General features: G+C 67.6%; 20 protein-coding genes. 8 read left to right on the forward strand and 12 right to left on the reverse strand.

Annotation, left to right across the window (positions count from 1 at the left end):
* Window positions 1-414: 414 nt before the first annotated feature.
* The 8 genes from AB4118_RS27725 to AB4118_RS27760 all read right to left on the reverse strand — a co-directional run bounded on the left by AB4118_RS27725 (window position 415) and on the right by AB4118_RS27760 (window position 8,062).
* A complete protein-coding gene (locus AB4118_RS27725) occupies window positions 415-1,284 on the reverse strand; it encodes an isocitrate lyase/PEP mutase family protein (protein WP_441492770.1) in 870 nt (289 codons plus the stop codon).
* An 84-nt stretch (window positions 1,285-1,368) separates the two neighbouring features.
* Complete coding sequence (locus AB4118_RS27730) at window positions 1,369-2,556, reverse strand: ABC transporter substrate-binding protein (RefSeq protein WP_441492771.1); 1,188 nt, start codon at window positions 2,554-2,556, stop codon at window positions 1,369-1,371.
* A gap of 61 nt (window positions 2,557-2,617) precedes the next feature.
* Window positions 2,618-3,340: an ABC transporter ATP-binding protein gene (locus AB4118_RS27735; RefSeq protein WP_441492772.1), complete on the reverse strand. Its 723-nt coding sequence runs from the start codon at window positions 3,338-3,340 to the stop codon at window positions 2,618-2,620.
* A complete protein-coding gene (locus AB4118_RS27740; protein WP_441492773.1) occupies window positions 3,337-4,065 on the reverse strand; it encodes an ABC transporter ATP-binding protein in 729 nt (242 codons plus the stop codon). The genes AB4118_RS27735 and AB4118_RS27740 overlap by 4 nt, the downstream gene beginning before the upstream one ends.
* On the reverse strand, window positions 4,062-5,027 hold the full coding sequence (locus tag AB4118_RS27745; RefSeq protein WP_441492774.1) for a branched-chain amino acid ABC transporter permease: 966 nt from the start codon (window positions 5,025-5,027) through the stop codon (window positions 4,062-4,064). Before AB4118_RS27745 ends, AB4118_RS27740 begins: the two co-directional genes overlap by 4 nt.
* Window positions 5,024-5,902 (reverse strand): branched-chain amino acid ABC transporter permease, encoded by an 879-nt coding sequence (locus tag AB4118_RS27750; RefSeq protein WP_441492775.1) that lies wholly within the window; start codon window positions 5,900-5,902, stop codon window positions 5,024-5,026. Before AB4118_RS27750 ends, AB4118_RS27745 begins: the two co-directional genes overlap by 4 nt.
* A 27-nt stretch (window positions 5,903-5,929) precedes the next feature.
* Window positions 5,930-7,264 carry a phenylacetate--CoA ligase family protein gene (locus tag AB4118_RS27755; RefSeq protein WP_441492776.1) on the reverse strand — a complete coding sequence of 445 codons (1,335 nt, stop codon included), beginning with the start codon at window positions 7,262-7,264 and terminating at the stop codon, window positions 5,930-5,932.
* Between the two features lie 15 nt (window positions 7,265-7,279).
* A complete protein-coding gene (locus tag AB4118_RS27760) occupies window positions 7,280-8,062 on the reverse strand; it encodes a citryl-CoA lyase (RefSeq protein ID WP_441492777.1) in 783 nt (260 codons plus the stop codon).
* A gap of 194 nt (window positions 8,063-8,256) precedes the next feature.
* Between AB4118_RS27760 and AB4118_RS27765 the strand changes: the two genes are divergently transcribed.
* A complete protein-coding gene (locus AB4118_RS27765; RefSeq protein ID WP_441492778.1) occupies window positions 8,257-8,973 on the forward strand; it encodes a GntR family transcriptional regulator in 717 nt (238 codons plus the stop codon).
* A 540-nt stretch (window positions 8,974-9,513) separates the two neighbouring features.
* Here AB4118_RS27765 and AB4118_RS27770 read toward each other — a convergent pair.
* The 4 genes from AB4118_RS27770 to AB4118_RS27785 form a co-directional block, all read right to left on the reverse strand.
* Window positions 9,514-10,668: an NAD(P)/FAD-dependent oxidoreductase gene (locus AB4118_RS27770; protein ID WP_441492779.1), complete on the reverse strand. Its 1,155-nt coding sequence runs from the start codon at window positions 10,666-10,668 to the stop codon at window positions 9,514-9,516.
* Window positions 10,665-12,029: an FAD/NAD(P)-dependent oxidoreductase gene (locus AB4118_RS27775; RefSeq protein WP_441492780.1), complete on the reverse strand. Its 1,365-nt coding sequence runs from the start codon at window positions 12,027-12,029 to the stop codon at window positions 10,665-10,667. Before AB4118_RS27775 ends, AB4118_RS27770 begins: the two co-directional genes overlap by 4 nt.
* Complete coding sequence (locus tag AB4118_RS27780) at window positions 12,022-12,336, reverse strand: (2Fe-2S)-binding protein (protein ID WP_441492781.1); 315 nt, start codon at window positions 12,334-12,336, stop codon at window positions 12,022-12,024. The genes AB4118_RS27775 and AB4118_RS27780 overlap by 8 nt, the downstream gene beginning before the upstream one ends.
* 88 nt (window positions 12,337-12,424) lie before the next feature.
* A complete protein-coding gene (locus tag AB4118_RS27785; RefSeq protein WP_441492782.1) occupies window positions 12,425-13,249 on the reverse strand; it encodes an IclR family transcriptional regulator in 825 nt (274 codons plus the stop codon).
* A 121-nt stretch (window positions 13,250-13,370) separates the two neighbouring features.
* Between AB4118_RS27785 and AB4118_RS27790 the strand changes: the two genes are divergently transcribed.
* The 7 genes from AB4118_RS27790 (at window position 13,371) to edd (ending at window position 23,114) form a co-directional block, all read left to right on the forward strand.
* Window positions 13,371-14,144, forward strand: coding sequence for an enoyl-CoA hydratase/isomerase family protein (locus AB4118_RS27790; protein ID WP_441492783.1), 774 nt, complete (start codon window positions 13,371-13,373; stop codon window positions 14,142-14,144).
* 88 nt (window positions 14,145-14,232) lie between these two features.
* Entirely contained in the window at window positions 14,233-15,300 is a 1,068-nt protein-coding gene (locus AB4118_RS27795) for an ABC transporter substrate-binding protein (protein ID WP_441492784.1), read from the forward strand.
* A gap of 22 nt (window positions 15,301-15,322) precedes the next feature.
* A complete protein-coding gene (locus AB4118_RS27800) occupies window positions 15,323-16,381 on the forward strand; it encodes an ABC transporter ATP-binding protein (protein ID WP_441492785.1) in 1,059 nt (352 codons plus the stop codon).
* On the forward strand, window positions 16,378-18,132 hold the full coding sequence (locus AB4118_RS27805; protein WP_441492786.1) for an ABC transporter permease subunit: 1,755 nt from the start codon (window positions 16,378-16,380) through the stop codon (window positions 18,130-18,132). The genes AB4118_RS27800 and AB4118_RS27805 overlap by 4 nt, the downstream gene beginning before the upstream one ends.
* 22 nt (window positions 18,133-18,154) lie before the next feature.
* Window positions 18,155-19,690, forward strand: a complete 1,536-nt coding sequence (locus tag AB4118_RS27810) for a class I adenylate-forming enzyme family protein (RefSeq protein WP_441492787.1) — start codon at window positions 18,155-18,157, stop codon at window positions 19,688-19,690.
* Between the two features lies 1 nt (window position 19,691).
* Window positions 19,692-20,771 carry a hypothetical protein gene (locus tag AB4118_RS27815; protein WP_441492788.1) on the forward strand — a complete coding sequence of 360 codons (1,080 nt, stop codon included), beginning with the start codon at window positions 19,692-19,694 and terminating at the stop codon, window positions 20,769-20,771.
* Between the two features lie 498 nt (window positions 20,772-21,269).
* Window positions 21,270-23,114, forward strand: coding sequence for a phosphogluconate dehydratase (gene edd, locus AB4118_RS27820; RefSeq protein ID WP_441492789.1), 1,845 nt, complete (start codon window positions 21,270-21,272; stop codon window positions 23,112-23,114).
* Window positions 23,115-23,144 lie beyond the last annotated feature (30 nt).

Genomic DNA, 23,144 nt, shown 5'->3' on the forward strand with positions numbered 1-23,144 from the left:
GGCGCACTCCCACGTTTGGCCGACGGGAGGGCGCACTCCCACGTTTGGCCGACGGGAGGACAGACCGATGCGACACACCCTGACCGACAAGGCATTTGCGGTGGCCCTGGTCCTGGCCGCGACATCGCCAGCCTGGGCGCAGGATCAACGCCCCGGGTTCAGCCAATCCCTCACCTGCCGCTTCAGCCACGACCAGGGGGAAACGAGGATCACCCTGAGTGGCCGCTGCTCCGGCGCGCTTGACTTCAGCCTCTCCGTCCAGATCGAGCGCTGGGACGCGTCGCGGACGCGGGGGCAGGAGAGAACGATGCGCGAGGGCACGGGGCCCATAGCTGACATCGCTGAGCCAAGGTCAGGTTCTGGCGTATCCGGCACGCAAAGATGGCGAGCGATCGGTGGCTTCGATCTCTGACGTCAGCTCTCCCCGTCTTCTGCGTACGCTCGTTCGAACGCCCAGACGCGCTCGAAGCCGATCATGTGGACGAATTCAGTGAACGGGTAGAGCTGGCCATCCCAATTTCGCGTCGAGCCGGTCGACTTGAGATGCGCGAAAACCGCCTGCAGCGTGCTCGCGGCGGCGAGCAGTCCGGCAACCGGGTAGATCGCGATCCTGTATCCGAGCCCCTCCAACTCCGCGCGGCTCAGGATCGGCGTGCGGCCACCCTCGACCATGTTTGCCACCAGCGGGGCGTCGAAGGTCCGGCCGATCCGCTCCATTTCCTCGACGCTTTCGGGCGATTCGATGAACAGGATATCGGCGCCGGCCTTCAGGAAGGCCTCTCCTCGGCGCAGTGCCTCGTCCAGGCCGAGCGCCGTGCGGGCATCGGTCCGGGCGATGATCTTGAACGCGGGCGACGAGCGCGCATCGGCCGCGACCCTGATCTTGCGGACGGCATCCTCGAGCGGAATCACCCGGCGGCTCGGTGTATGGCCGCATTTCTTGGGGAATTCCTGGTCTTCGAGCTGGATCGCCTGGGCGCCGCTCGCCTCGTAGCCGCGAACGGTATGGTCGACATTGAGCAGGCCGCCATAGCCGGTGTCGCCATCGGCTATGAGCGGCGTCGCGGTGCCTTCGGCGATCTGGCGGACGCGCCCGACCATGTCGGTATAGGTCGCCAGACCGGCATCGGGATAGCCGAGATGGGAGGCGACGACGCCGAAGCCTGTCATGTAGAGCGCGTCGAATTCGGCCTGGTCGGCGAGCTTGGCCGAAACCAGGTCATAGACGCCCGGCGCGACGATCAGCCCGGGCCGGCTCAGGCGTTCGGAAAATGTCTCGGGCATGGGTGATTCCTGCTGACGCGTGGCCGGCCGCCCGCGACGGCGGCCGGGACGATGGCATTGGCTGGGCTCTTCTTGCGCCGGGCCCTATTGCGCGGGGTAGGTGATCTTGGCCGCGGCCTTCTCGGCCGGCCAGACGACCTCCTGGCCCCCGTCGGGCTTGTATTGCACGGCGATCATGCTCGCGTCGGTGATGAGCTGGTGCTTGCCCCCCATCTCCGAGGCCGTGTAGGCGACCTTGCCATAGGGCGTGTCGAAGGTCGTGGAGCCGAGATTGGCCAGGATCTTGGCCCGGTCCCAGGAACCGGCCGCCTTGGCTGCATCGCGCAAGGTCTGCATGGCGACGTAGCCCTGCACCGCGCTCGACACGACTTCGCCGCCACGCTTCGCCTCGGCTTTCTTGACCCATTCTGCCAGGCCCGGCGTCGTCTGCTTGGCCGACCAGAGATCGACGACGACGACATTGTCGCCGGCTGGGCCGAAATCGGAGCGCTTCTCGCCGGCGCCCTGAGTGACGAGCAGCTTCGGCTTGATGCCGAGCTGCAAGGCCTGCCGGGCGATCTGGAGATTGTCCCCGGAATAGCCGATCAGGAAGAGGATGTCTGGGTTGAGGCCCTTGGCCCGGTTGAGGATCGGCGAGAAATCCGGCGTCCCAGCACGGAAGGGCTCGTTCATCACCACCTCCAGCCCGGCTTCCTTGGCGTATTGCTGGGTGAACTTGGCGCCGTCGGTGCCGTAGAGCTTGTCCTCATAGGCGATGGCCAGCGTCTTTACGCCCGGAATGCTCTTGAAGAAGTTCACCGCAGCCTTCTGGCGATGATAGTCCCAGATGTAGACGTGGTGGTACCAATCGTTCTTGCCGAAGGTCTCCTCCAGCCGGACGGAGGACGAGCCTGGATGGATGAAGATCGGCTCGTAGCGCTGCACGGCGCTGAGCAGCGCAAAATCCGAGGTGCTGCCGAAGCCGCCGACGAAGGCGTCGACCTTGTCCTGCGTCGCGAGCTTCGCCGCGATGCTGGCCGAGGTATTGGGCTCGCCCTTGGTATCCTCGATGACGAGCTCGATCTTGCGGCCGAACAGCCCGCCCGCCTCGTTGATCTCGTCGGCGGCGTATTGAATGCCCCAGAGGATCTGGGTGCCGCCACCGGCGAGCGCACCGGTCAGCGGCAGCGGCACGCCGATCTTGATCGGCGCCTGTTGTGCGAGTGCGGGCGCGGCGATTGCCGTCCCTGCGAGCATTGCGCCCGCCACGAGGCCTCTCAACTTGGTCCACATCGTGCTTTCCTCCCTGAATTCGCCTGCTCGCAGACGGCAGGTCTTCGCTTGGGTTCTCAGGCTAAAATCCGAGATAGGCGATCCTGAGTTTCTCGTTGCCGGCCATGTCCTGCATCGTCCCGGTCAGGGCGACCTGCCCCTCGTCGAGCACGAGGCACGTATCTGCGACGCTCATGGCGGCGGCGAAGTTCTGCTCCGCCATCACCATGGCGCAGCCACTCGCCGCCTTGACGCGCCCGAGCGCCTCGAACAATTCCTCGACCAGCTTGGGCGCCAGCCCGGCCGAGGGCTCGTCCAGCACCAGCACGCGGGGCTCGATCATCAGCGCGCGCCCGATCGCCAGCATCTGGCGCTGCCCGCCGCTCATCGAACCGGCGAGTTGCCCGGCGCGCTCGCGCAGGATGGGAAAGAGCGCGAAGATGGTCTCGAAGAGACGCTCGCGCTTGCCAGCGGCCGCTCGCGGCGAGAGGGCCTCGAAGGCGCCGCGCAGGTTTTCCTCGACCGTGGCATTGGCGAAGCAGCGTGCGCCGTCGGGAACGAAGGCGACGCGGGCGCGCGCGAGTTGCCAGGGCGACAGCCCGGAAAGATCCTGGCCGTCAAGCCTGAGGCTGCGCCGCCCCGTCTCGACCGTGCCGATGAGCGCGCGCAGCGCGGTCGTCTTGCCGGCCCCGTTGGGACCGAGCAGGACCAGGAGCTCGCCGCCCGAGACCGCGAGCGACAGGCCGGGCAGGACGACGAGCTCACCGTAACCCGCCTTCTCGATGGAGACTTCGAACCGGTTCACAGCGAGAACCCCTTGCCCAGATAGGCTTCCCGGACACTGGCATCCTGCAGCACGTCCTGGGGCTTGCCCTGTGCGAGCAGCCGGCCCTGATTGAGGACGATGGCATGGCCGCACAGACGCGCGATGATGCGCATGACGTGCTCGATCACCACGACCGTGACGCCAGAGGCATGGATCTCGCGAACCAGGCCGATCACCTGGTCGGTATCCTCCAGGCTCAGCCCGGCCATGGCCTCGTCGAGCAGGAGAACCGTGGGGCGGCAGGCGAGGGCACGGGCGATCTCCAGCCTTCGCAGATCCGAGACCGAGAGCTGGCCGCAGCGCGTGCCGACCGCGGGACGCAGGCCGCAATAGCGGGCGAGATCGCCGGCGCTGCGCGCGCCGCCGGGCAGGGCGCGGCCGGAACGCGCATAGGTCAGCGGGACCGAGATCACCTCCTCGATGGTCAGTTCCTTCGGTACGCGCGGAACCTGATAGGTCCGCGCCAAGCCGCGATGGACGATCAGGTCGGGACGCAGCCCGTTGATCGGCTCGCCGCCGAGGCTGATCTTGCCTGTGCGCGGCGGGATCTGCCCGGAGACCATGTTGACGAAAGTGCTCTTGCCCGACCCGTTCGGCCCGATCAGCGCCGTGATCGCCTGGCCGGGCACGTCCAGCGTCACCTCGTCGATCGCCTTGAGGCCGCCAAAGGCGACGGTGCATGTCTCGACGCTGATCGCTGTCATGATGCGAGCCTCGGCTTGGTCTGCGCCTGCCCTGACCTGGGCCGACGCCGCCGCAGCCGGTGCCGGACGAAGCCCACCAGCCCCTCCGGCATGCCGACGATGAACAGGATGATGACGGCGCCATAGACGACCTGATAGCCGACGCCGCCGACGACATGACGCGCGACCTCTTCGAGCAGACGCAGCACCACGGCGCCGACCAGCGGGCCGAGCGTCGTGTCCATGCCGCCGAGGATGGTCACGGCGAGCGGCAGGACGTTCCAGTTGGTGGTGAAGACATCGTCGGGAATGACGTATCCGTAGAGGCCGCAATAGCAGGCACCGGCGAGGCCCGCGACCATCCCGGAGACGACGAAGGCCAGGATTTTCAGCCGCGTGACAGGCACACCCGAGGCAGCCGCGAGATCGGGATTGTTCCTGATCATGAAGAAGGCCGGACGAAAGCGCCTGCCGAGGAAAATGTCGCTGACGATGGCGGCCGCGACCAGGCAGCCGGTGATGAACAGGAGCTGCAGCGGCGGCGATCCACCCGCGATGACCGGCGGCATGATGCCGGTCGAGCCGCCCGTCAGCCCCGGCGTGACCAAGATCACGACATGGATCGACAGGCTGAAGGACAGGGTCGCGATGGTGAAATAGAGCCGCCGCAGGCGCAACGTCACTGCGCCCAGCAGCAAGGCGACCACGCCGCAGAGCAGGATGCCAACGGTCCAGCCGAGCACGGGGCCGAGCACGGGCGTCAGCAAGGCCGAGCCATAGCCACCGATGCCGAAGAAGGCGGCGTGGCCGAGCGAGACCTGGCCGGTGCGGGACAGGATATCCCAGGCCAATGCGAGGATGGCCGAGATCGCCGTGCCGATCGCGACCTGAACCAGAAAGGGCCGATCCGCGGCCGCGATCAGCAGGAGTGGCGCCGCAATCGCCGCATAGAGGGCGAGCCGTGCGGGAAGACCGGAACTCATGCCTGCACCTGCTTGCCGAACAGGCCGCTCGGGCGCACCAGGAGGACGAGCAGCAGAACCAGGAAGGAGACGCCGAAGCCCCAACTGCCGCCTCCCGATACGAATGTGCTGATCAGGCCTTCGATCAGGGCGAGGATGGCCGCCCCGATCAGCGCGCCGGGGATATTGCCGAGGCCGCCGAGCGCGATGATCGCGAAGGCGCGGATGACGAGGTCGACGCCGACCGTCGGCTGAACGTAAAGCACGAGCGCGACGAGCCCGCCGGAGATGCCGGCGGCCGCACCGCCGATCGCGAATGACAGCTCGAAGACGCGGTCGACATTGATGCCAGCATGCATGGCGAGCACGGGGTCGTCGCTGGCGAAGCGCATCTGCGTGCCGTAGCGGGTGTGGTTCTTGATGCCGAGCATGACCAGGAAGAGCAGCAGGCCGACCAGCGCGACGACGATATTGTTGCCGGGAATGGTCACGCCTGCGAACTGGAGCGAGGGCAACAGCGCCGGCGCCTGCATCACCCGCGCATCCGGCGACCACAGAATGATCGCGATATTGAGGATCAGGATGGACAGGCCGAGCGTCGCCAGAAGCTGATTGTGCTCGTCCTGCTTCAGCACGCGGGCCAGGAAGCCGCGATAGACCAGGATGGAGAACAGGCCGAGCGCGACGCCCGAGGCCAGCATGCCCAGCCAGGGCGACAGGCCGTAGCCGGTATAGAGCCAATAGGTCAGGAAGGCGCCGAGCATGACGAATTCGCCATGCGCGAAATTGATGATGCGCGTCACGCCGACCGTGAGCGTGAGCCCGGCCGCCACGGCCGCGTAGAGGCCGGCCACGCAGAGCGACAGCAGAACCGCCTGGACGATCGACGCGGTCATGTCCGCCTGTCCTCCACGCAGAGCGCCTCAGTCATCGACCGTCTCCGTCGACGCTTCGGAGAAATCGAGCAGTCGCGACTTGTACTCGCTGCGCGGCAGCGTGCCGGCCGGGGCGAGGTGCACGGTGGTGGTCACGACCAGCGTGGCGCGGATATCGCTCTCGATCTTCTCGCGCAGACCATCCGAGGCGGTCTCGCCTTCGGCAAGCTCGACGACGACCTTGAGCGGCGGTGCCTGCTTGACGCCCTTCGCGGAGGGGCGGACCGAGACGACGCCGGTGACGGCGGGCGCGAACCGGTTGACGACCTCGCGGATCGCCGAGGGAAACACGTTCACGCCGCGGACGATCAGCATGTCGTCGGTCCGGCCGATGCAGCGCACCCGCGGCGACGTGCGGCCGCAGGAACAGGCCCCCGTGCGCAGGACGACATGGTCGCGGCTGCGAAAGCGCAGCAGCGGCGCGCCGCGATGCCTGAGATGGGTGTAGACGAGTTCGCCGGTCGCGCCGTCGGTCTGCGGAACCTGCTTGCCGGTCTCGGGATCGATCAGCTCGAAATGCACGAAGCCGCGGCCGGAAAAGTGCATGCCCTGCTGCTGCTCGCACTCGCCCCAGAGCGAGACGGAAATATCGCCGATCCCCATCGCCTCGGTGACCTTGGCATTCCAGGCCTGTTCGAGCTTCTCGCGCATGGCCGGCTCGCCGCCGCCGGGTTCGCCGGCCACCATGATCCGCCTGATGCTGCTATTGGGCAGGTCGAGCCCGCGCGCCTCGCCGATCTCGGCGAGATGCAGCGCATAGGACGGGGTGCAGGCGAGAATCTGCGGCTTGAGCAGTTTCACGGCGGCGAGCAGTCGCTCGGTATTTCCGGTCCCGACCGGGATGTGGCAGAGGCCGAGGCGGGGGAAGGAATCGAGTGCGGCGCCGGCGACGAACGGCCCGGCATTATAGGTCGAGATGACGCGCTCGCCCTTGTTCAGGCCGCTCGCGCCGTAGCTACGGGCGGAGGTTCGGACCCAGTTTTCTAGATCGCCCGCGGTCAGCGGAATATAGCTCGGAATCCCGGTCGTGCCGCTGGTGGAGAAGATGCGCACCACCTCCTCCAGGGGGGCTGCGAGATGCGTCCCGATCGGATGGGCCTCGCTGCGGCTCTGCCGCAATTCATCCTTCTCGGTCAGGGGCAGGGCTTCGATGTCGTCGAGCCCGCCGACCGATTCAGGCTTCGCGAAGCCGTTCGCCTGCAGCTTGTCGCGAAAGAAGCGCGAGCGTTCGAAGAGATAGCCGACCTGTTCGCGATAGAGGCGGTCGTCAAGCGCGCGCTGCTCGGGCCAGGGAAGTGTCTCGATATCGGGCTCTTGGAGCATGTCCCGGTCCTTCGCTTACATCGTGGGGTCGTAGGCGATCGCTTCCTCGGCGTGATGCGCGAGAATGAAGCCGATCGGTCGCTTCTGTTCCTCGGCGAGATGCCCGAGAAGTCCCGCGGTGCGGGCCAGGATCGGCACGGCCTTGATCATCGTGTGCGGGAAATCGAGGTCCATCAGCACGGCAGCGATCGGACCGGAGACGTTGAGCGGCATCTGGCGGCCCCATGCCGTGGCGACAGCGCCGCGCATACGCTTCAGCAGGTCGAGATGGCGACCGGCAATGCCGCGTTCCTCGACCAGAGCGAAGATCCGCTCGGTTCGCGGATCGACGGGATGATGGATCGGGTGGCCGAAGCCCGGCATCTTGCCGCCCTCGCGCCGTGTCCTGGCGGCGATGTCGTTGACGACGGCATCGGGATCCTCGCCGGCATCGACCCGGGCAGCGGCTTCGGCGAGCACCTTGGCGCACAGCTCGGCTGTGCCGAGAACCACCGTGCCGCAGCCGAGAATTCCGGCGGCAACGGCGCATTGCAGGCTGTCGGGCGCTGCGGCCAGCGTCATGCGGGCGGCCTGCGCCGTCGGGGTCAGCCCATGCTCGGCGATCGCGACGAGGAGAAGATCGAGGAAATAGCGCTGCTGCTCCGACGGCTTTTCGCCGGTCACCAGGAAGAAGAAGAAATCGGTGAAGCCATAATGGCCCATGATCTCGCTGGCGAAGTCCTTGCCCCGGATCTCGATCCGGTCCGGAGTGGACGTACAGATGCCCGTGATGGCCGGGCCGGCCTTGCCAATCAACATGTCGCTCCTCCTGCCGCAGCCAGCACGAGGCGAAGCGAAAGCCGCGCAGCGGCGAGAGCCGTGCGATCAGTCCCGGATGGGGGACAGGCGTTTCCTCTTCGCCGCTTTCGGCTTGTTTTGTCTTTTAAGTTTGTAGGACAATATTGCAGGTCGAAACGTTGTCAACCGGGTTTCCTGCTGGTAGGCAGATCGTCATGACGACACTCGACACCCACCTCGCCAGCGCTCTGCCTGAGCCCGAGAACGCCGAAGGCCCGGCGCGCGGCGGAACCGTCGAATACGTCCTTGATCATTTGCGCGCCGGTGTGCTCCAGGGGCGCTATGCGCCGGGCCAACGCCTGATCGAAGCCGACCTGACGCGCGATCTGCGGGTCAGCAGGGGGCCGCTACGCGAGGCCTTTCGACGCCTCTCCGCGGAGGGCATTCTCGAGATCGTGCCGCATCGCGGCGCCCTCGTGCGCCGCCTGACGTTGCGCGAGATGAAGGAGCTGTTCCAGATCAGGCTCGGCCTGGAGACCCTCGCTGCCCGGCTGGCTGCGGAAGCAATGGCCGATCCGGTGACGAAAGCGCGGTTCGAGCGGGAGATCGAGGCGATCTGGGACGAGCACCCACGCCCTCCGGGCGCTGAATATATCGACGAAAACCATCAGTTTCATGATGCGGTCGTCGCGGCGAGCGGCAACGAGCAATTGCTCAAGCTGACGCGGCAGCTTCGGCTCCCTGTCCTGATGTATCAGCTGGCGGGAACGCTGAAGGCCGAGAACATTGCCGCTTCCCTGGCCGAACATCGCGCCATCGCGCGCGCCATCCTCGCCGGCGACGCCGCACTGGCCGAAGTGCATGTGAAGGACCATCTGCAGCGCGCCATGGGCCTCGCGCAGGCCATGCCACACCGGGTTTTCGCTCGCTAGCTCATCGGACCGGACATCGTATCCGGCCCGATGATCTAACCCTTTGTGTTAGCATCGGCTTTGCCCCGAAAACCGCAATCCACTTTTCGGGCCGATCCTTTAACGCATCGCAGCGGCACGTCTTCGGCGGCGAGCCCCATCCTGCTCGCTGTTTTTCGACCGGCGATCTGAGAGACGCGTGGCTTCGCGTGGCGCCGGAAGGCGCTGCGCGCACGCTCGCGCAAGACCCGCTACCAGAGCCGCAACATAGCTGCGCCCCGACGAATAGAGGCTCCGATGGCTCTCCCAGGGGGCGGGCGAGCGAGGCGACGAAGGCGATCATCCGTGCCGCGACGGAACCGCGCCTGTCCCTGTCGCTTGGATACAAGGGCAAGATCCGAGGGAACATCGACTGGCAAGATCCCCGGCGATCTCGGCCGCGCGGCGGCCGCGATGGGCAGCTCCCGGCCGATCCCGGTCATGCCCATGATCCCGGAAAACCGCCAGCCCGTGCTGGCCGTTGGCGGGCTTCCGCAGGATCGGCAGTGCGCCTTGAGGGCGTCAGTCGAACTCCTTGCGGAATTTCTCGCTGACGGTGGCTGCCTGGCGGAAGCGCCCGATCGAGAAGGGCTCCAGCGGCGTCTGCGTCGCGCCGTCCACGATCATCTCGCTGAGGCATAATCCGACGCCGGGGCCGATCTGGAAGCCGTGGCCGCAGAAGCCGAAGGCATGGAACAGCCCGGCGGTCGTCTCGCTTGGCCCGATCACCGGGATCATGTCGGGCAGATAGGCCTCGATGCCGGACCAGACGCGGATGACATGGCAATGCGCGAGCATCGGCGCGACCCGCGCCAGCGCCCGCATCGCCGCCAGCGTCTTGGCGGGAGGGACGGGGGCCCGGTTCGCCTCCGGATCGGCCGCCGTGCGCGGATAGCCGGCCAGGATGATGTTGCCGCGCGGGATCTGCCGGAAGATCACCGACCCGTCGATCGCCTGGACGGACGGCCCGATCGCGTAGGGGAAGGGCTCCGTCACGAATTGCGGCGGGCCGGCCGGAAAGACCGGCGCGGTCTCGCCGAACCGCTCCGCGATGTCGAGCGCCCAGGCGCCGGCGCAGTTGACGAGCGCGCCGCAGCTCAGCCGCGCGCCATCGGCAAGCGTCAGCGCGAAGCCGTCGCCCGCGCGATCCACGGCGGTGACGCGGGTGTTCTCGCGGATGATGGCGCCGAGCCTGGCCGCGGCCCGCGCCACGGCCGGCGTCGCGATCCTGGGATTGGCCGTGGCGTCGCGTGCCGAAAACGTGGCGGCGACGGCCCGTTCGCCGAGCCAGGGCCAGCGCCGCCGGAGCTCGGCAGGTCCGACCCGCTCGATCGCCAGCCCGTAGGATTCCGAGACCCCGGCATAGCCCTCGAGCTTGGCCTGCTCCGCCTCGTCATAGGCGAGATAGAGATGGCCGGTTTGCTCGAACTCGCACTCCTCGCCGATCAGGGCATCGAAATCCTCCCAGAGGGCCTGGGAGCGCAGGGACAGCGGGTACTGCCCGGGAAAGCGGCCCTGAAGCCGCAGGTTTCCGAAGTTGACGCCGCTCGACTGGGCGCCGACCAGGCCTTTCTCGATCACGGTCACGCTGTGCCCGCGCCGCGCCAGGAAGAAGGCGGTCCAGGCGCCGATCAGCCCGCCGCCGACGATCGCGACATCGCTCGTGCGCTCGCTCATGCCGCATCCCCGGCTGCCGCGAGCGCAATCGGCTTGACCGGGGCCTGGCCGCGCAGCCGCCCGGCGCAAGCGCCATCCTGCCCGCTCTTCGCCGCCACGATCTCTTGCAGGGCAGGGCCGCAGACCCGGCCCTGGCAGCGGCCCATTCCACAGCGCGTCATCGCCTTGACCCGGTTGACCTCGATCGGCCCGAGCTCCTTCTCCATCGCCGCGCGCACCTCGCCGACCGTCACGTTCTCGCAGCGGCACAGCGTCACGGAATCCGGCAGGACGGCGATCTGCGCCGCCGGCCAGGCGAAGGCGCGCGCCAGCCCGCGCTGGAAAGCACGCAGGCGCTCGACCTGCCGTGCCAGCCGCCGCACCGCCTCGCTATCCTGCGGATGGCCGAGATCAGCGAGAATCGCGTGGGCGGCGAGCGCGCCGCTCGCTTCGGCCGCGTCGGCGCCGCCGATCCGCACCCCGTCTCCGGCGAGGTAGAGGCCCGGCCTCGCCCGGCCCAGGCTGTCGATCCTGGGCAGGTGCAGCCGGAAATCCGGGTCATAGGCGAACTCGGCCCGCGCCAGGTCGGCCAGTTGCGTCTCGGGCTTCAGGCCGTAGCCGAGCGCGACGGCATCGCAGGCGAAGCGGCGTTCGCGGCCACGCGCATCGGCCAGCACCAGAGCCTCGACGCGGTCCGCGCCCTCGACGGCGATCGGCGTCACGCCGTGCAGCATCTCGGTGCCGGCGCGGAGGGACGCGCCCATGTACCAGATGCCCCGCAGCAGCGTCCGGGGCGCTCGCAGCAGGGCCGGGATCGTGGCGGCCTTGGCGGCGAAGGGCGTCGTATCGGCGATCACGGCGATCTGCGCGCCCATGTCGCGATACTGCTTCGCCGCCAGCGCCAGCAGGGGCGACGAGCCGAGGAAGGCGACGCGGCTTCCGATCAGGCAGCCCTGATCCTTCAGCGCGACCTGGGCGCCGCCGAGCGTGAACACGCCGGGCAGGGTCCAGCCGGGCAGGGGCGCCACCCGGTCCATCGCGCCGCTGGCGATCAGCAGCCTGTCGAAAGCGAGCGTCTCGGCCCGCTCGTCGCACAGCAGATGCAGCTGGTTGCCGTCGATGGCCCAGACCAGCGTCCGCGGGCGGTAATCGATCTTCGGGCGCAAGGCCGCGAAGCGGCGATGCAACGTAACGTATTTCCCGGCCTCCGAACCCATCAGCCTGGTCATGTCGAGCGCGAGATCATCGGCCGGCCGGCGATAGCCTTGCCCGCCCGCCCGCGCGCCCTCGTCGATCAGGATGGGCCGCAGCCCCTGTGCGCAAAGCACCTCGGCTGCGCTGATGCCGGCCGGGCCAGCGCCGATGATGACGATGTCAGCCATGGGCGCCAGCCACAGGCTGCGGTTCGGCAAACAGCACCATGCCGTCGGCGACCTTTGTGGTGCAGGCCCTGAGCCTGCCGCCTTCAGCGCTCCAGACCCAGCAATCCTGGCAGGCCCCCATCAGGCAGAAGCCGGCCCGCGGCTCGCCGCCGAATTCCAGCCGGCGGAGCAGCGCGCCGTTCGCCAGCAGCGCGGCGAGGACGCTGTCGCCACTCGTCGCCCGGATGGTCGTGCCGTCGAAGCTGAGCGTCGCGGGGGGCCCGGTACGGGCTGCCACGCGGCGGAACTGGGCCTTCGGAGCGTCCATGCGGGGTCCAGGAGTTATTTCAATGCGATAATAGTTTTCGAATATTGATAAAACACGCGTCGACCGTCAAGCGCCTCGTGCTTGCGGTTCACACGCGCGAGATCGCGTGCGCGGTGGCGATGACCAGGGAGGAAAACCGGGAGACGACCTCCGCATGGCTATAGCGCGAGGTCGAGGTGGCGATGTTCACGGCGGCCTCCGGACGGCCGTGATGATCGACGATCACCGCGGCGATCGAGGCGTCGCCGAGATAGACCTCCTCGAAGGCGGTGGCGTAGCCCTGCGCCGCCGCCTGGCGCAGCTTCGCTTGCAGGGCATCGCGCTGCCAGGTCGTCGAGGGCGTGTGGGCCTGGAGGTCGGAGGCGTCGATGATCGCCATCGCCTCGTCCTCCGGCAGGCGCGAGAGCATGGCGATGCCCGGCGCGGTGCAATAGGCCGGCATCCGCGTGCCGATGATGACGTCGGTGTTCAGCACATGGCGACTGAGAAAGCGCGAGACGAAGATGATCTCGGTTCCCTCGCGCACGGTGAGATTGACCGTCTCCTCCGTCTCCTTGCTCAGATGCATGAGATAGGGCATCGCCCGGTCGAGAAGACGGCTGCTGCGCACGAAATGATAGCCGAGATCGAGCGTCTTCGCGGTCAGCTCGAAGCGCTTTGTCTGCGCATCCTTGCGGAGATAGCCGAGCCTGGTCAGCGTGTGGGTGAAGCGCTGCGCGGCGCTGACATCCATCCCCGTCTCTGAGGCGACCTGTGACAGGTTGAGCGTCTGGTGCTGGCGGCCGAAGGCGGACAGCACCCGGAAGGCCTTCTCGACCGAGTTGACCATCAGCGCATCGTCCTTGCGCCCGGCCTGATCGGCTGGTGCCGCCGCTTTCCTGCGGCCGTTCTGTGTCGCTTCCGGCATCGTCATCGGGGGCTGTTCTCCTGGCTCAATCAATGGCCGTGGCCAACGGCCTTGACAAGGTGAGCCTTTCGCGCAGATTATTCAATAGAAGTTATCGCATAACAATAAACATTCATCGGAGAGCGGTATGAAGGACTCTGTTCTGGTCGAACTGCGTGGCGCCGTCGGCATCCTGACCCTCAATCGCCCGGAGATACTCAACGCCTGGAACGCGCCGATGCGGTCGCGCCTCGTCGAGGGGCTCGACGAGCTCGAAGCGAACGAGGCAGTGCGCGCCATCATCCTCACCGGCGCCGGCGACCGCGCCTTCGGGGCCGGCCAGGATCTCAACGAGACCAAGACCTTCGATCCCGACCGCGCGGAATTGTGGATGGGCGAGTGGGAGCGGCTCTACGACCGGATCCGCTCGCTCTCGAAGCCGCTCATTGCGGCGCTGAACGGCGTGGCGGCGGGGTCGGCCTTCCAGGTCGCGCTGCTCTGCGATCTGCGCATCGGCCATGCGGGCGTCACGATGGGCCAGCCGGAGATCAATTCCGGCATCGCCTCGGTGACCGGCCCCTGGATCATGCGCGAGATGATCGGGATCGCCCGCACCATCGACCTGACCCTGACCGGGCGGATGATGGATGCCGACGAATGCTTCCGGATCGGCCTGATCAACCGGATCGTGGCGAAGGACAAGGTGATGGAGGCGACCCTTGCGCTGGCGCAGGAGCTGGCCGGCAAGCCGCCCGTCGCCATGCGCCTCAACAAGGCCCGCTTCCGCGAAGTCACCGAGGAAGGCTTCCGCGAGTGCCTGGTTGCCGGCATCCGCAACCAGCGCGAGGCCTACGCCACGGGCGAGCCGGCCCGGATGATGGAGCAGTTCCTGGCGATCCGGGCTGCGCGCAAAAGCGCCTGAGGAAACGACGCGCCTGACGGGACGGCGCGCCTGACGAGCTGACCACCCACGGGGACATGCGGAAAACCGCTGAAAAGGGGAGAGGAAGATGACGAACACGATGACGAAGCCGACGCGGCGCACCTTGCTGCAACTGGCGGGCGGCGCGGCCGCGGGCGCGCTTGCGGCACCTTATCTCACCGGCACGGCGCGTGCCGCCACGCAGATCACGGTCGCCGATCCCGGTGGGCCGTTCGGGCCGGCTTTCCGCAAGGCCTTCTACGACCCCTTCGAGAAGGCGACCGGCAACAAGGTCGTCAATGTCGCCCGCGAAGCCGAGCCCACCGCCCAGTTCAAGGCGATGGTCGAGACCAAGTCCTATACCTGGGATGTCTGCACGCTGACGCTCTCGGCGCGCGATATCCTGAAGACGCAGGGCTTGCTCGATCCGATCGGCTTCGCGCATGCCGATGTGCCCCGGCTGATGCCGGAAGCGATCTCGCCCGAGTTCATGGGTACGGATGTCTATTCGACGATCTTCGCCTACCGCACCGACCGGGTGAAGAATGCCCCGGCGAGCTGGGCCGATTTCTTCAATGTCGAGAAGTTCCCGGGCCGCCGCGCCCTGCGCAAGAACCCGATCGACACGATCGAACAGGCGCTGCTTGCCGACGGTGTGCCGCTCGACAAGCTCTACCCGCTCGATATCGAGCGCGCCTTCAAGATGCTCGACAAGATCAAGCCGCATGTCGCGGTCTGGTGGACAGGCGGCGCGCAGTCGACACAGCTGCTGCAAAGCGGCGAGGTCGACATGCTGCCGGGCTGGAACGCGCGCCTGCAGGCCGCGATCGACGGCGGCACGCCCGCCAAGATCGTCTGGAACCAGGGGCTCTATTCGATCGAGGGCTGGGGCCTGCCGAAGGGCGGACCCAAGGCCGATGTCGCCCGCCAGTTCATCCGCTTCTGCTCGGACCCCAAGGCGCAGGCCGTCTTCACCGAGGTTCTCGCCTACGGCCCGACCAATCTCGACGCCTATCAGACCATTCCCGCCGAGCGCGCCAAGGTCCTGCCGACCTCGCCGGAGAATCTGAAGCTGATGGCCATCGCCAACGAGGATTGGTGGAGCGCCAATCGCTCCAAGGTCACCGAACGCTTCAACTCCTGGCTCCTGGCCTGATCCGATGGCGACGAGCGCCGGCATGACCGTGACCCAACCGAAGACGGCCAAGCTCGTCGTCGAGGGCCTGTGCAAGCGCTACGGCGCGACCACCGCCCTCGAGCCGAGTTCGCTCAGCGTCGCCGAGGGCGAGTTCCTCACCTTGCTGGGGCCTTCGGGCTCCGGCAAGACCACCCTGCTGCAGCTCATCTGCGGGCTGGTCGAGGCGAGCGAGGGGCGGGTCGTGATCGACGGCCGCGACCAGTCGGCCACACCGGTTCACCAGCGGGATATCGGGCTCGTCTTCCAGCATTATGCGCTGTTCCCGCACCTGACCGTGGCCGAGAACATCGCCTTCCCGCTCAAGATGCGGGGATGCGCGAGCGCAGAGGTCGCAAGCCGTGTCGCGGCGACGCTGGACATGGTGCATCTCGGCCATCTCGCCGGGCGCTTCCCGCGCGAACTGTCCGGCGGCCAGCAGCAGCGCGTCGCGCTGGCGCGCTGCTTCGTCTACCAACCCTCGATCATCCTGATGGACGAACCGCTCGGCGCACTCGACAAGAAGCTGCGCGAGCATATGCAGATCGAGATCAAGCGGCTGCACCGCGAGAGCGGCGCCACGATCGTCTATGTCACGCATGATCAGGAAGAGGCGCTCGCGATGTCCGATCGCATCTGCCTGATGAACCATGCGAAGATCGAGCAGCTCGGCACGCCGCGCGACATCTATGAGCGCCCGCGCACGGCATTCGCGGCCGATTTCATCGGCATCTCCAACATCTTCCGCGGCCGCTGGGACGGCAATGGCACGATCGAGACGGTGCATGGGCGCTTCGCCCTGCCGAGCGGCGCGCGCTGCCAGAGCCAGGACGCCGCCCTCGTCATCCGCCCGGAAAACCTGCATCTCGGCGCCCAGGACGGCAACGCCGTGAACGGCTGCGTCCGCGAGGTGGTCTATGCGGGCTCCGAGACCCGCGTCATCGCCGCGCTCGACGACGGCAGCCCGCTCGTGCTGCGCCTGGGGCCAGACGACGTGGTGCCCGGGATCGACGAGAGGATCGTCGCCGGCTGGGCGCGCGACAAGGCGGTACTGGTCGCATGAGTGCGGTGACCCTCAGCAGCGCGCCCGCGCGCCCGGCCAGGCTGCGCCTCAGTGCGCTCTGGCTGGCGGTACCCGGCCTGTTGTTCCTGGCCGTGTTCTTCGTCTATCCGGTTGCGCAACTGCTCGGCCTGAGCATCGTCGATCCGGAGAGCGGGGCCTTCTCGGCCGGCGCCTATCAGCGGATCGCCGCGACGGATGTCTATCTGCGCGTGCTCGGCATCACCTTCCGCATCGCCGGCTGGACGGCGCTGTGGTCGCTGCTGATCGGATACCCGCTCGCCTACTGGATCGCGCGCCTGCCGAACATGTTTCGCGGCCGCATGCTGCTCTTCGTCATGGTGCCGTTCTGGACGAGCTATCTCGTCAAGACCTTCGCCTGGATGATCGTGCTCGGGCGCAACGGCATCATCAATTCGCTGGTGACCGGCTCCGGCATCGTCGACGAGCCCTTGCCCCTGCTGCACAACCAGTTCGGCGTCATGGTCGGCATGGTGCACGCCATGGTGCCGCTGGCGGTGATGACCATGCTCCCGGTGATGGCCGGAATCGACCGGCGCCTCGTCCAGGCGGCGCAGACGCTCGGGGCCGCGCCGGCGCGCGCCTTCTGGCTGGTCTATTTCAAGCTCTCGCTGCCGGGCGGGGCCGCGGCCGGCCTGCTCGTCTTCATTTCCTCGCTCGGCTTCTTCATCGTGCCGGCCTTCCTCGGCGGGCGGCAGGAGACGATGCTCGCGCAGCTCATCATCACGCAGGTGCAGGAGCTGCTGAACTGGTCCTTCGCCGGGGCATTGTCGGCGATGATGCTGGTGGCAGCCCTGGTCTCCTGCCTGATCTACGATCGGCTCTTCGGGCTCTCGACCATCGCCGGCGGTTCGGCCCAGGTCAGCACCGGTCGTATCCGCGACCTCGGCCTTGCGATCCTCTCGGCCGTCGCCACCCTGTCGGGCCATCTCGCCAGGCTGGCGCAAACCCTGCTCGGCAAGCGCGTCTGCGCCGGGCTGCTGCCCGGCTTCTGCTGGCTCGTCATCGCTTTTCTGGTGCTGCCGACGCTGCTCGTCATCCCGCTCGCCTTCACCTCGTCGCAGTTCCTCGAATTTCCGCCGCCCGGTTATGGCCTGAGCTGGTTCCAGACCTATTTCAGTTCGCCGCTCTGGATCCAGGCGACGATCCGGTCCTTTGCGGTTGCCTTCGTCACCGCGCTCGCGGCGACCGCGATCGGCGGCTTCGCGGCTCTGGCGCTGGCGAACAGCCGCACGCGCTGGGGCGGGCTGATCTTCGCGCTCTTCCTGGCGCCGATGATCGTGCCGCGCATCGTCGTCGCGGTCGGGCTGTTCTATCTCTTTGCGCGGCTGGGATTGATCGCGACCGATCTCGGCCTCGTCATCGGCCATACCGTGCTGGCGATCCCGTTCACGCTGGTCACCATCGCCGCCGTGCTCAAGACCTATGACCAGCGCCTCGACCAGGCGGCCGCGACGCTCGGCGCCAACCGGCTGCGCACCCTGACCGGCGTCACCATCCCGCTGGTCAAGGGTGGTCTCGTCGCCGCCTTCCTGTTCGCCTTCATCACCTCCTTCGACGAGCTGACCATCGCGATCTTCGTCTCGGGCGGGGTCAAGACGACGCTTCCGAAGCAGATGTGGGACGACATGATCCTGCAGCTCAACCCGACGCTGGCAGCGGTCTCCGTGGTCGTCTTCATCGTGGTGACGACGATGCTGCTCATCGCGGAACGCTTCCGCTCCCCTTCCTGATCGACCGAACCAGCGACCGAGCATGACCTCCTTCGATGATGACGGCTTTGTGGGCCTTCTGACCGCGCGTGCCGCGGCCGAGCCGGACCTTGTCTATGCGCGCTTCTGCGGCGAGCCGGTGAGCTATGCCGGGATCGAGCAGCGCTCCGCCGCCTTCGCGGCGCATCTCAGGGCGCGCGGCATCAGGCCCGGCGACCGGGTCGCCGTGATGATGCGCAACTCGATCGCGACGATCGCCGTGGTCTTCGGCCTGGCCAGGGCCGGTGTCGCCTGGGTGCCGGTCAACGCTCAGCAACGCGGCGAGGGGCTGCGCTATCTACTGACCCATTCGCAGCCGCGCCTCGTCGTCGCCGATGCAGAGCTGGCGCCGCAGATCGCCGAGGCGATGGCCTCGGAAGCGGTGCTGCCGCAGCTCCAGCACGCGCCCGGCGGCGAACTCGACGCCGTCCTGGCCCGCAACGAACGCTTCGACGAGCCGGCGCCCTCCGCCGATGCCGTCTTTGCCATCATGTACACATCCGGGACGACGGGACGGCCGAAGGGCGTCGTCGTCTCGCATCGCATGCTGCGGCTGGCGGCGGAAAGCGTCGGCCGCCTGTCCGACGCAAGGCCGGGCGAGGTCTTCTTCGTCTGGGAGCCGCTCTACCATATCGGCGGCGCGCAGCTCCTGCCGCTGCCGATGATCCGCGGCATCACGCTCGCCATGGTCGAGCGCTTCAGCGCCAGCCGCTTCTGGGCCCAGGTCCGTGAGGAGGGCGCAAGCCATATCCACTATCTCGGCGGCATCCTGCAGATCCTGCTCAAGCAGCCGCCTTCGCCGCTCGATCGCGAGCATGGCGTGCGGATCGCCTGGGGCGGCGGCTGCCCACCCGAGATCTGGCCGCAATTCCAAGACCGCTTCGGCATCGGGATCCGCGAATGCTACGGCATGACCGAGGCCTCGAGCCTCACGACCTGCAACGTCACCGGCGTACCCGGCTCAGTCGGCCGGCCGATGCCCTGGTTCACGGTGAAGCTGCTGGACGGGGAGGGCAGGCCGGTCGCGCCCGGCGAGCGCGGCGAGATCGTGGTCGAGACCAGCATCCCGGGCGCGATCTTTCCTGGCTATCTCGACAATCCCGAGGCGACGGCGAAGGCGTTGCGCGAGGACGGTTTCCATACCGGGGACCTCGGTTCGTTCGATGCCGACGGCAACCTCTATTTCCACGGCCGGATGACGGACAGCGTGCGCTGCAGGGGCGAGAACGTCTCGGCCTGGGAGGTCGAGCATGTCGCCGCCGAGCATGAGGCGGTCGAGGATTGCGCGATGATCGGCGTGGCGGCGGATGTCGGCGAGCAGGACATCAAGCTCTTCGTCAAGCCGCGCGACGGCAGGGTCATCGATCTCCAGGCGCTGTCCAGCTGGCTCGGCCAGCGCCTCGCCCCCTACCAGAACCCGCGCTACATCGCCGTCGTCGACGAGTTCGAACGCACGGCGAGCCAGCGCATCATGAAGCACAAGCTCTCGCCCCGGCTCGACGACTGCTGGGACCGGGCTGCCACCGCGACGAGACACTGACATGGCCGGCTGCGATATCCTGATCTCGGGCACTGGCGGCTTCGCTGCGCGCATCGCGTTCGACATCGCCGCGACGGCCGACGACGCTGTCGAGGTCATCATCGCCGGGCGCAATCGCGAGCGGCTGAACTGGCTACGCACCGCCGCGAATGCCCGTGCCGCGCTGTTTGGCAAGAAGGCGCGCTTCGCGACCCACGCCATCGATCTCCTGGCGCCCGATGCCTCGGACGCGCTGCTGGCGGCGACTGACCCCCGCATCGTCGTGCAGGCGGCCTCGATCCAGACCTCGCAGGTCATCGCCCAGAGCGGCAACGCCTGGACGCAGCTTGTCGCCGAAGGCGGCCTGAGCGCGACCGCCGTCTTCCAGGCCCTGATCAGCGCGCGCGTCGCAGCCGCCATCACCGCCCGCGGCAAGCCGGTCACGCTGGTCAATTGCAGCTTTCCCGATGTCGTCAACGGCATCATCGTCGCGCTCGGCCACGCCGTCGCCTGCGGCATGGGCAATGTCGCGATCCTCTCCAACGTCTTCGCCGGCTCGGCCGCCACATCACCAGGGGCCGATCTCAAGGTCCTCGCGCATTATCAGAATCTGGCCGCCTGGCGCCGCCGGCCCGAGGAGCGTGGCGGGCGGGCGCCACGCGTCTGGCTCGACGGCGCCGAGGTCGCGGATGTCTACGGGCGTTTCGCCGATATCCAGCTCACCCCCGAGCCGGTCATCGAAATCTCGGGGGCGAGCGGCGTTCCCATGCTGCTCGCCATGGCGGCGAGCAGGCCGTGGCGCGGCCATGTGCCCGGCCCGAACGGGCTGCCGGGCGGCTATCCCGTGCGGCTGAGCGACGGGGCGCTCGAACTCGACCTTCCCAACGCTCTTGCCGAGGCCGAGGCGATTGCCTGGAACGCCTCATTCGAGAAAGAGAACGGTCTCGTCGTCTCGCCGCAAGGCCATGTCAGCTTCACCGGCATCCTCGGCGACAGGCTCGCCGAACATGTTCCGGCCCTTCGCAAGGGCTTCCCCGTCCGGGAGCTGGAAGCGGTTTGCGAGGAGCTGCTCCAGCTGCGCTCCGCCCTGATGCAGGCCTAGAACATGCTGCTAAAATGGGGCAACGGTGTTATCTAAACTATTGGATTAGATGACGTTTCATGCGTTAGCCGCTTCCGTCCAAACGCAGCGTGATCGAGCCTGCCTCGATCGAGGATCGCGCGCCGCTCCTTGCATGTGGCGTCGACGCGCCAGCTCCGCCCGGCACCGCCTCGACCTGGACCCCCAGCACCTAATCCTGGGAATGAACCGCAGCATTCCCCGCACGGCGTCGAGGAGCAACTCCCTGGGCGGGGGTGACTTGCGAGACGAGGATGGTCTTTGCACTGCGCGCGATCAGGGTGTTGATTGAGGCTTGGCCCGGCTCGCCATCTCCAGCGGAAGAGAGCGCGAGCAGCAGCGATCAAGCTCGGGCATGGCGCCGATGTCGGGATGGCCATCTTTTTGCAACATGCTCCGGCGGAGGGCGACGCATGAGAACGCGAATGCCCTGACCATGCCGTGTTCGTCGCCCATTCATAACCCAGCCAGGAGGTCCCGATGACCGGCCAAGCCAGCGACCCGAGCCTCGATGCCCGCCTCGGCGAGGTGACGGAGCGCATTGTCCGGCGCTCCCGCGACACACGCCGGCGCTATCTCGACCGGCTGGCCGCGGCCGCGGAAGCCGGACCGCGCCGCCAGCGGCTCGGCTGCGCCAACCAGGCGCATGGCTTTGCCGCCTGTGCGCCCGGCGACAAGGCGATGCTGCGCTCCGGCGCGGGCGCAAATCTCGCCATCGTCACCGCCTATAACGACATGCTCTCGGCGCATCAGCCCTATGAGCGCTTCCCCGAGCTGATCCGCGCCACGGCGCGGGCGGCAGGCGGGGTCGCGCAGGTCGCCGGCGGCGTACCCGCCATGTGCGACGGCATCACCCAGGGCGAGGCAGGCATGGAGCTGTCGCTGTTCTCGCGCGACGTCATTGCGCTGTCGACCGCGGTTGCGCTGTCGCACCAGAGCTTCGATGCGGCCGTGTTCCTCGGCATCTGCGACAAGATCGTCCCTGGCCTGATCATCGGCGCGCTGTCCTTCGGCCACCTGCCCGCGGTGTTCATTCCGGCCGGCCCGATGACGTCCGGCCTCTCCAATGACGACAAGTCGAAGGCGCGCCAGCTCTTCGCCGAGGGCAAGGTCGGCCGCGAAGCCCTGCTCGAGGCCGAGGCGCAATCCTATCACGGCCCCGGCACCTGCACCTTCTACGGCACCGCCAACACCAACCAGATGGTGATGGAGATCATGGGGCTGCACCTGCCGGGCGCCTCCTTCGTCAATCCCAACACGCCGCTCCGCGATGCCCTGACCCGGGCGGCGACCGAGCGGGCGATGGCGATCACCGCGCTCGGCAACGACTATACTCCGGTCGGGCGGATGCTGGACGAACGCGCCTTCGTGAATGGCGTCGTCGGCCTGCATGCCACCGGCGGCTCGACCAACCACACCATGCATCTCGTCGCGATGGCGGCGGCGGCGGGCATCCAGCTGAGCTGGGATGATTTCTCCGACCTCGCCCAGACGACGCCGCTGCTGACCCGGATCTATCCAAACGGCAAGGCCGACGTGAACCATTTTCATGCTGCCGGCGGCATGGGCTTCGTCATTCGCGAATTGCTCGGGGCAGGGCTGCTGCATCGCGATGTCGAGACGGTCTGGGGCAGCGGGCTCGACGCCTATGTCCAGGAGCCCGCGCTCGGCGCCAACGGTGCGCTGACCTGGCGCGACGGCGCCGAAAGCAGCGGGGACGAGACGGTGCTGCGCGGCACCAAAGCTCCGTTCCAGCCGACCGGCGGGCTCACGGTTCTGACCGGCGATCTGGGCCGGGCCGTGATCAAGACCTCGGCCATTGCCAGGGAGCGCCATGTCATCGAGGCCCCGGCCCGGATCTTCCACAGCCAGGAGGCGCTGCAGGCCGCCTTCAAGGCTGGCGAGCTCACGGGCGACCTCGTCGCAGTCGTGCGTTTCCAGGGGCCGCGGGCCAATGGCATGCCCGAACTGCACAAGCTGATGCCGCCGCTCGGCGTGCTCCAGGATCGCGGGTTCAAGGTGGCGCTGGTCACCGACGGACGGCTGTCGGGTGCCTCCGGCAAGGTTCCCGCCGCCATCCATGTCACGCCCGAAGCCGTCGAAGGCGGGCCGATCGCGCGGATCCGCGAGGGCGATCTGATCCGGGTGGATGCGGTGGCGGGAACGCTGACCGTGCTGGTCGATGAAGCGGAATGGGCCGCGCGCAAGCCGGCTGAAGCCGATCTCGAAGCGTCGCATTGGGGCGTCGGGCGCGACCTGTTCGCGTCGTTTCGCGCCGCCGTGGGAACAGCCGATACGGGGGCGACGATCTTTTCGGGGGTGTAGATCATCGGACCGGAGAGCATGTCCGGTTTG

Source organism: Allobosea sp. 2RAB26, from assembly GCF_052115465.1.
GTDB lineage: Bacteria > Pseudomonadota > Alphaproteobacteria > Rhizobiales > Beijerinckiaceae > Allobosea.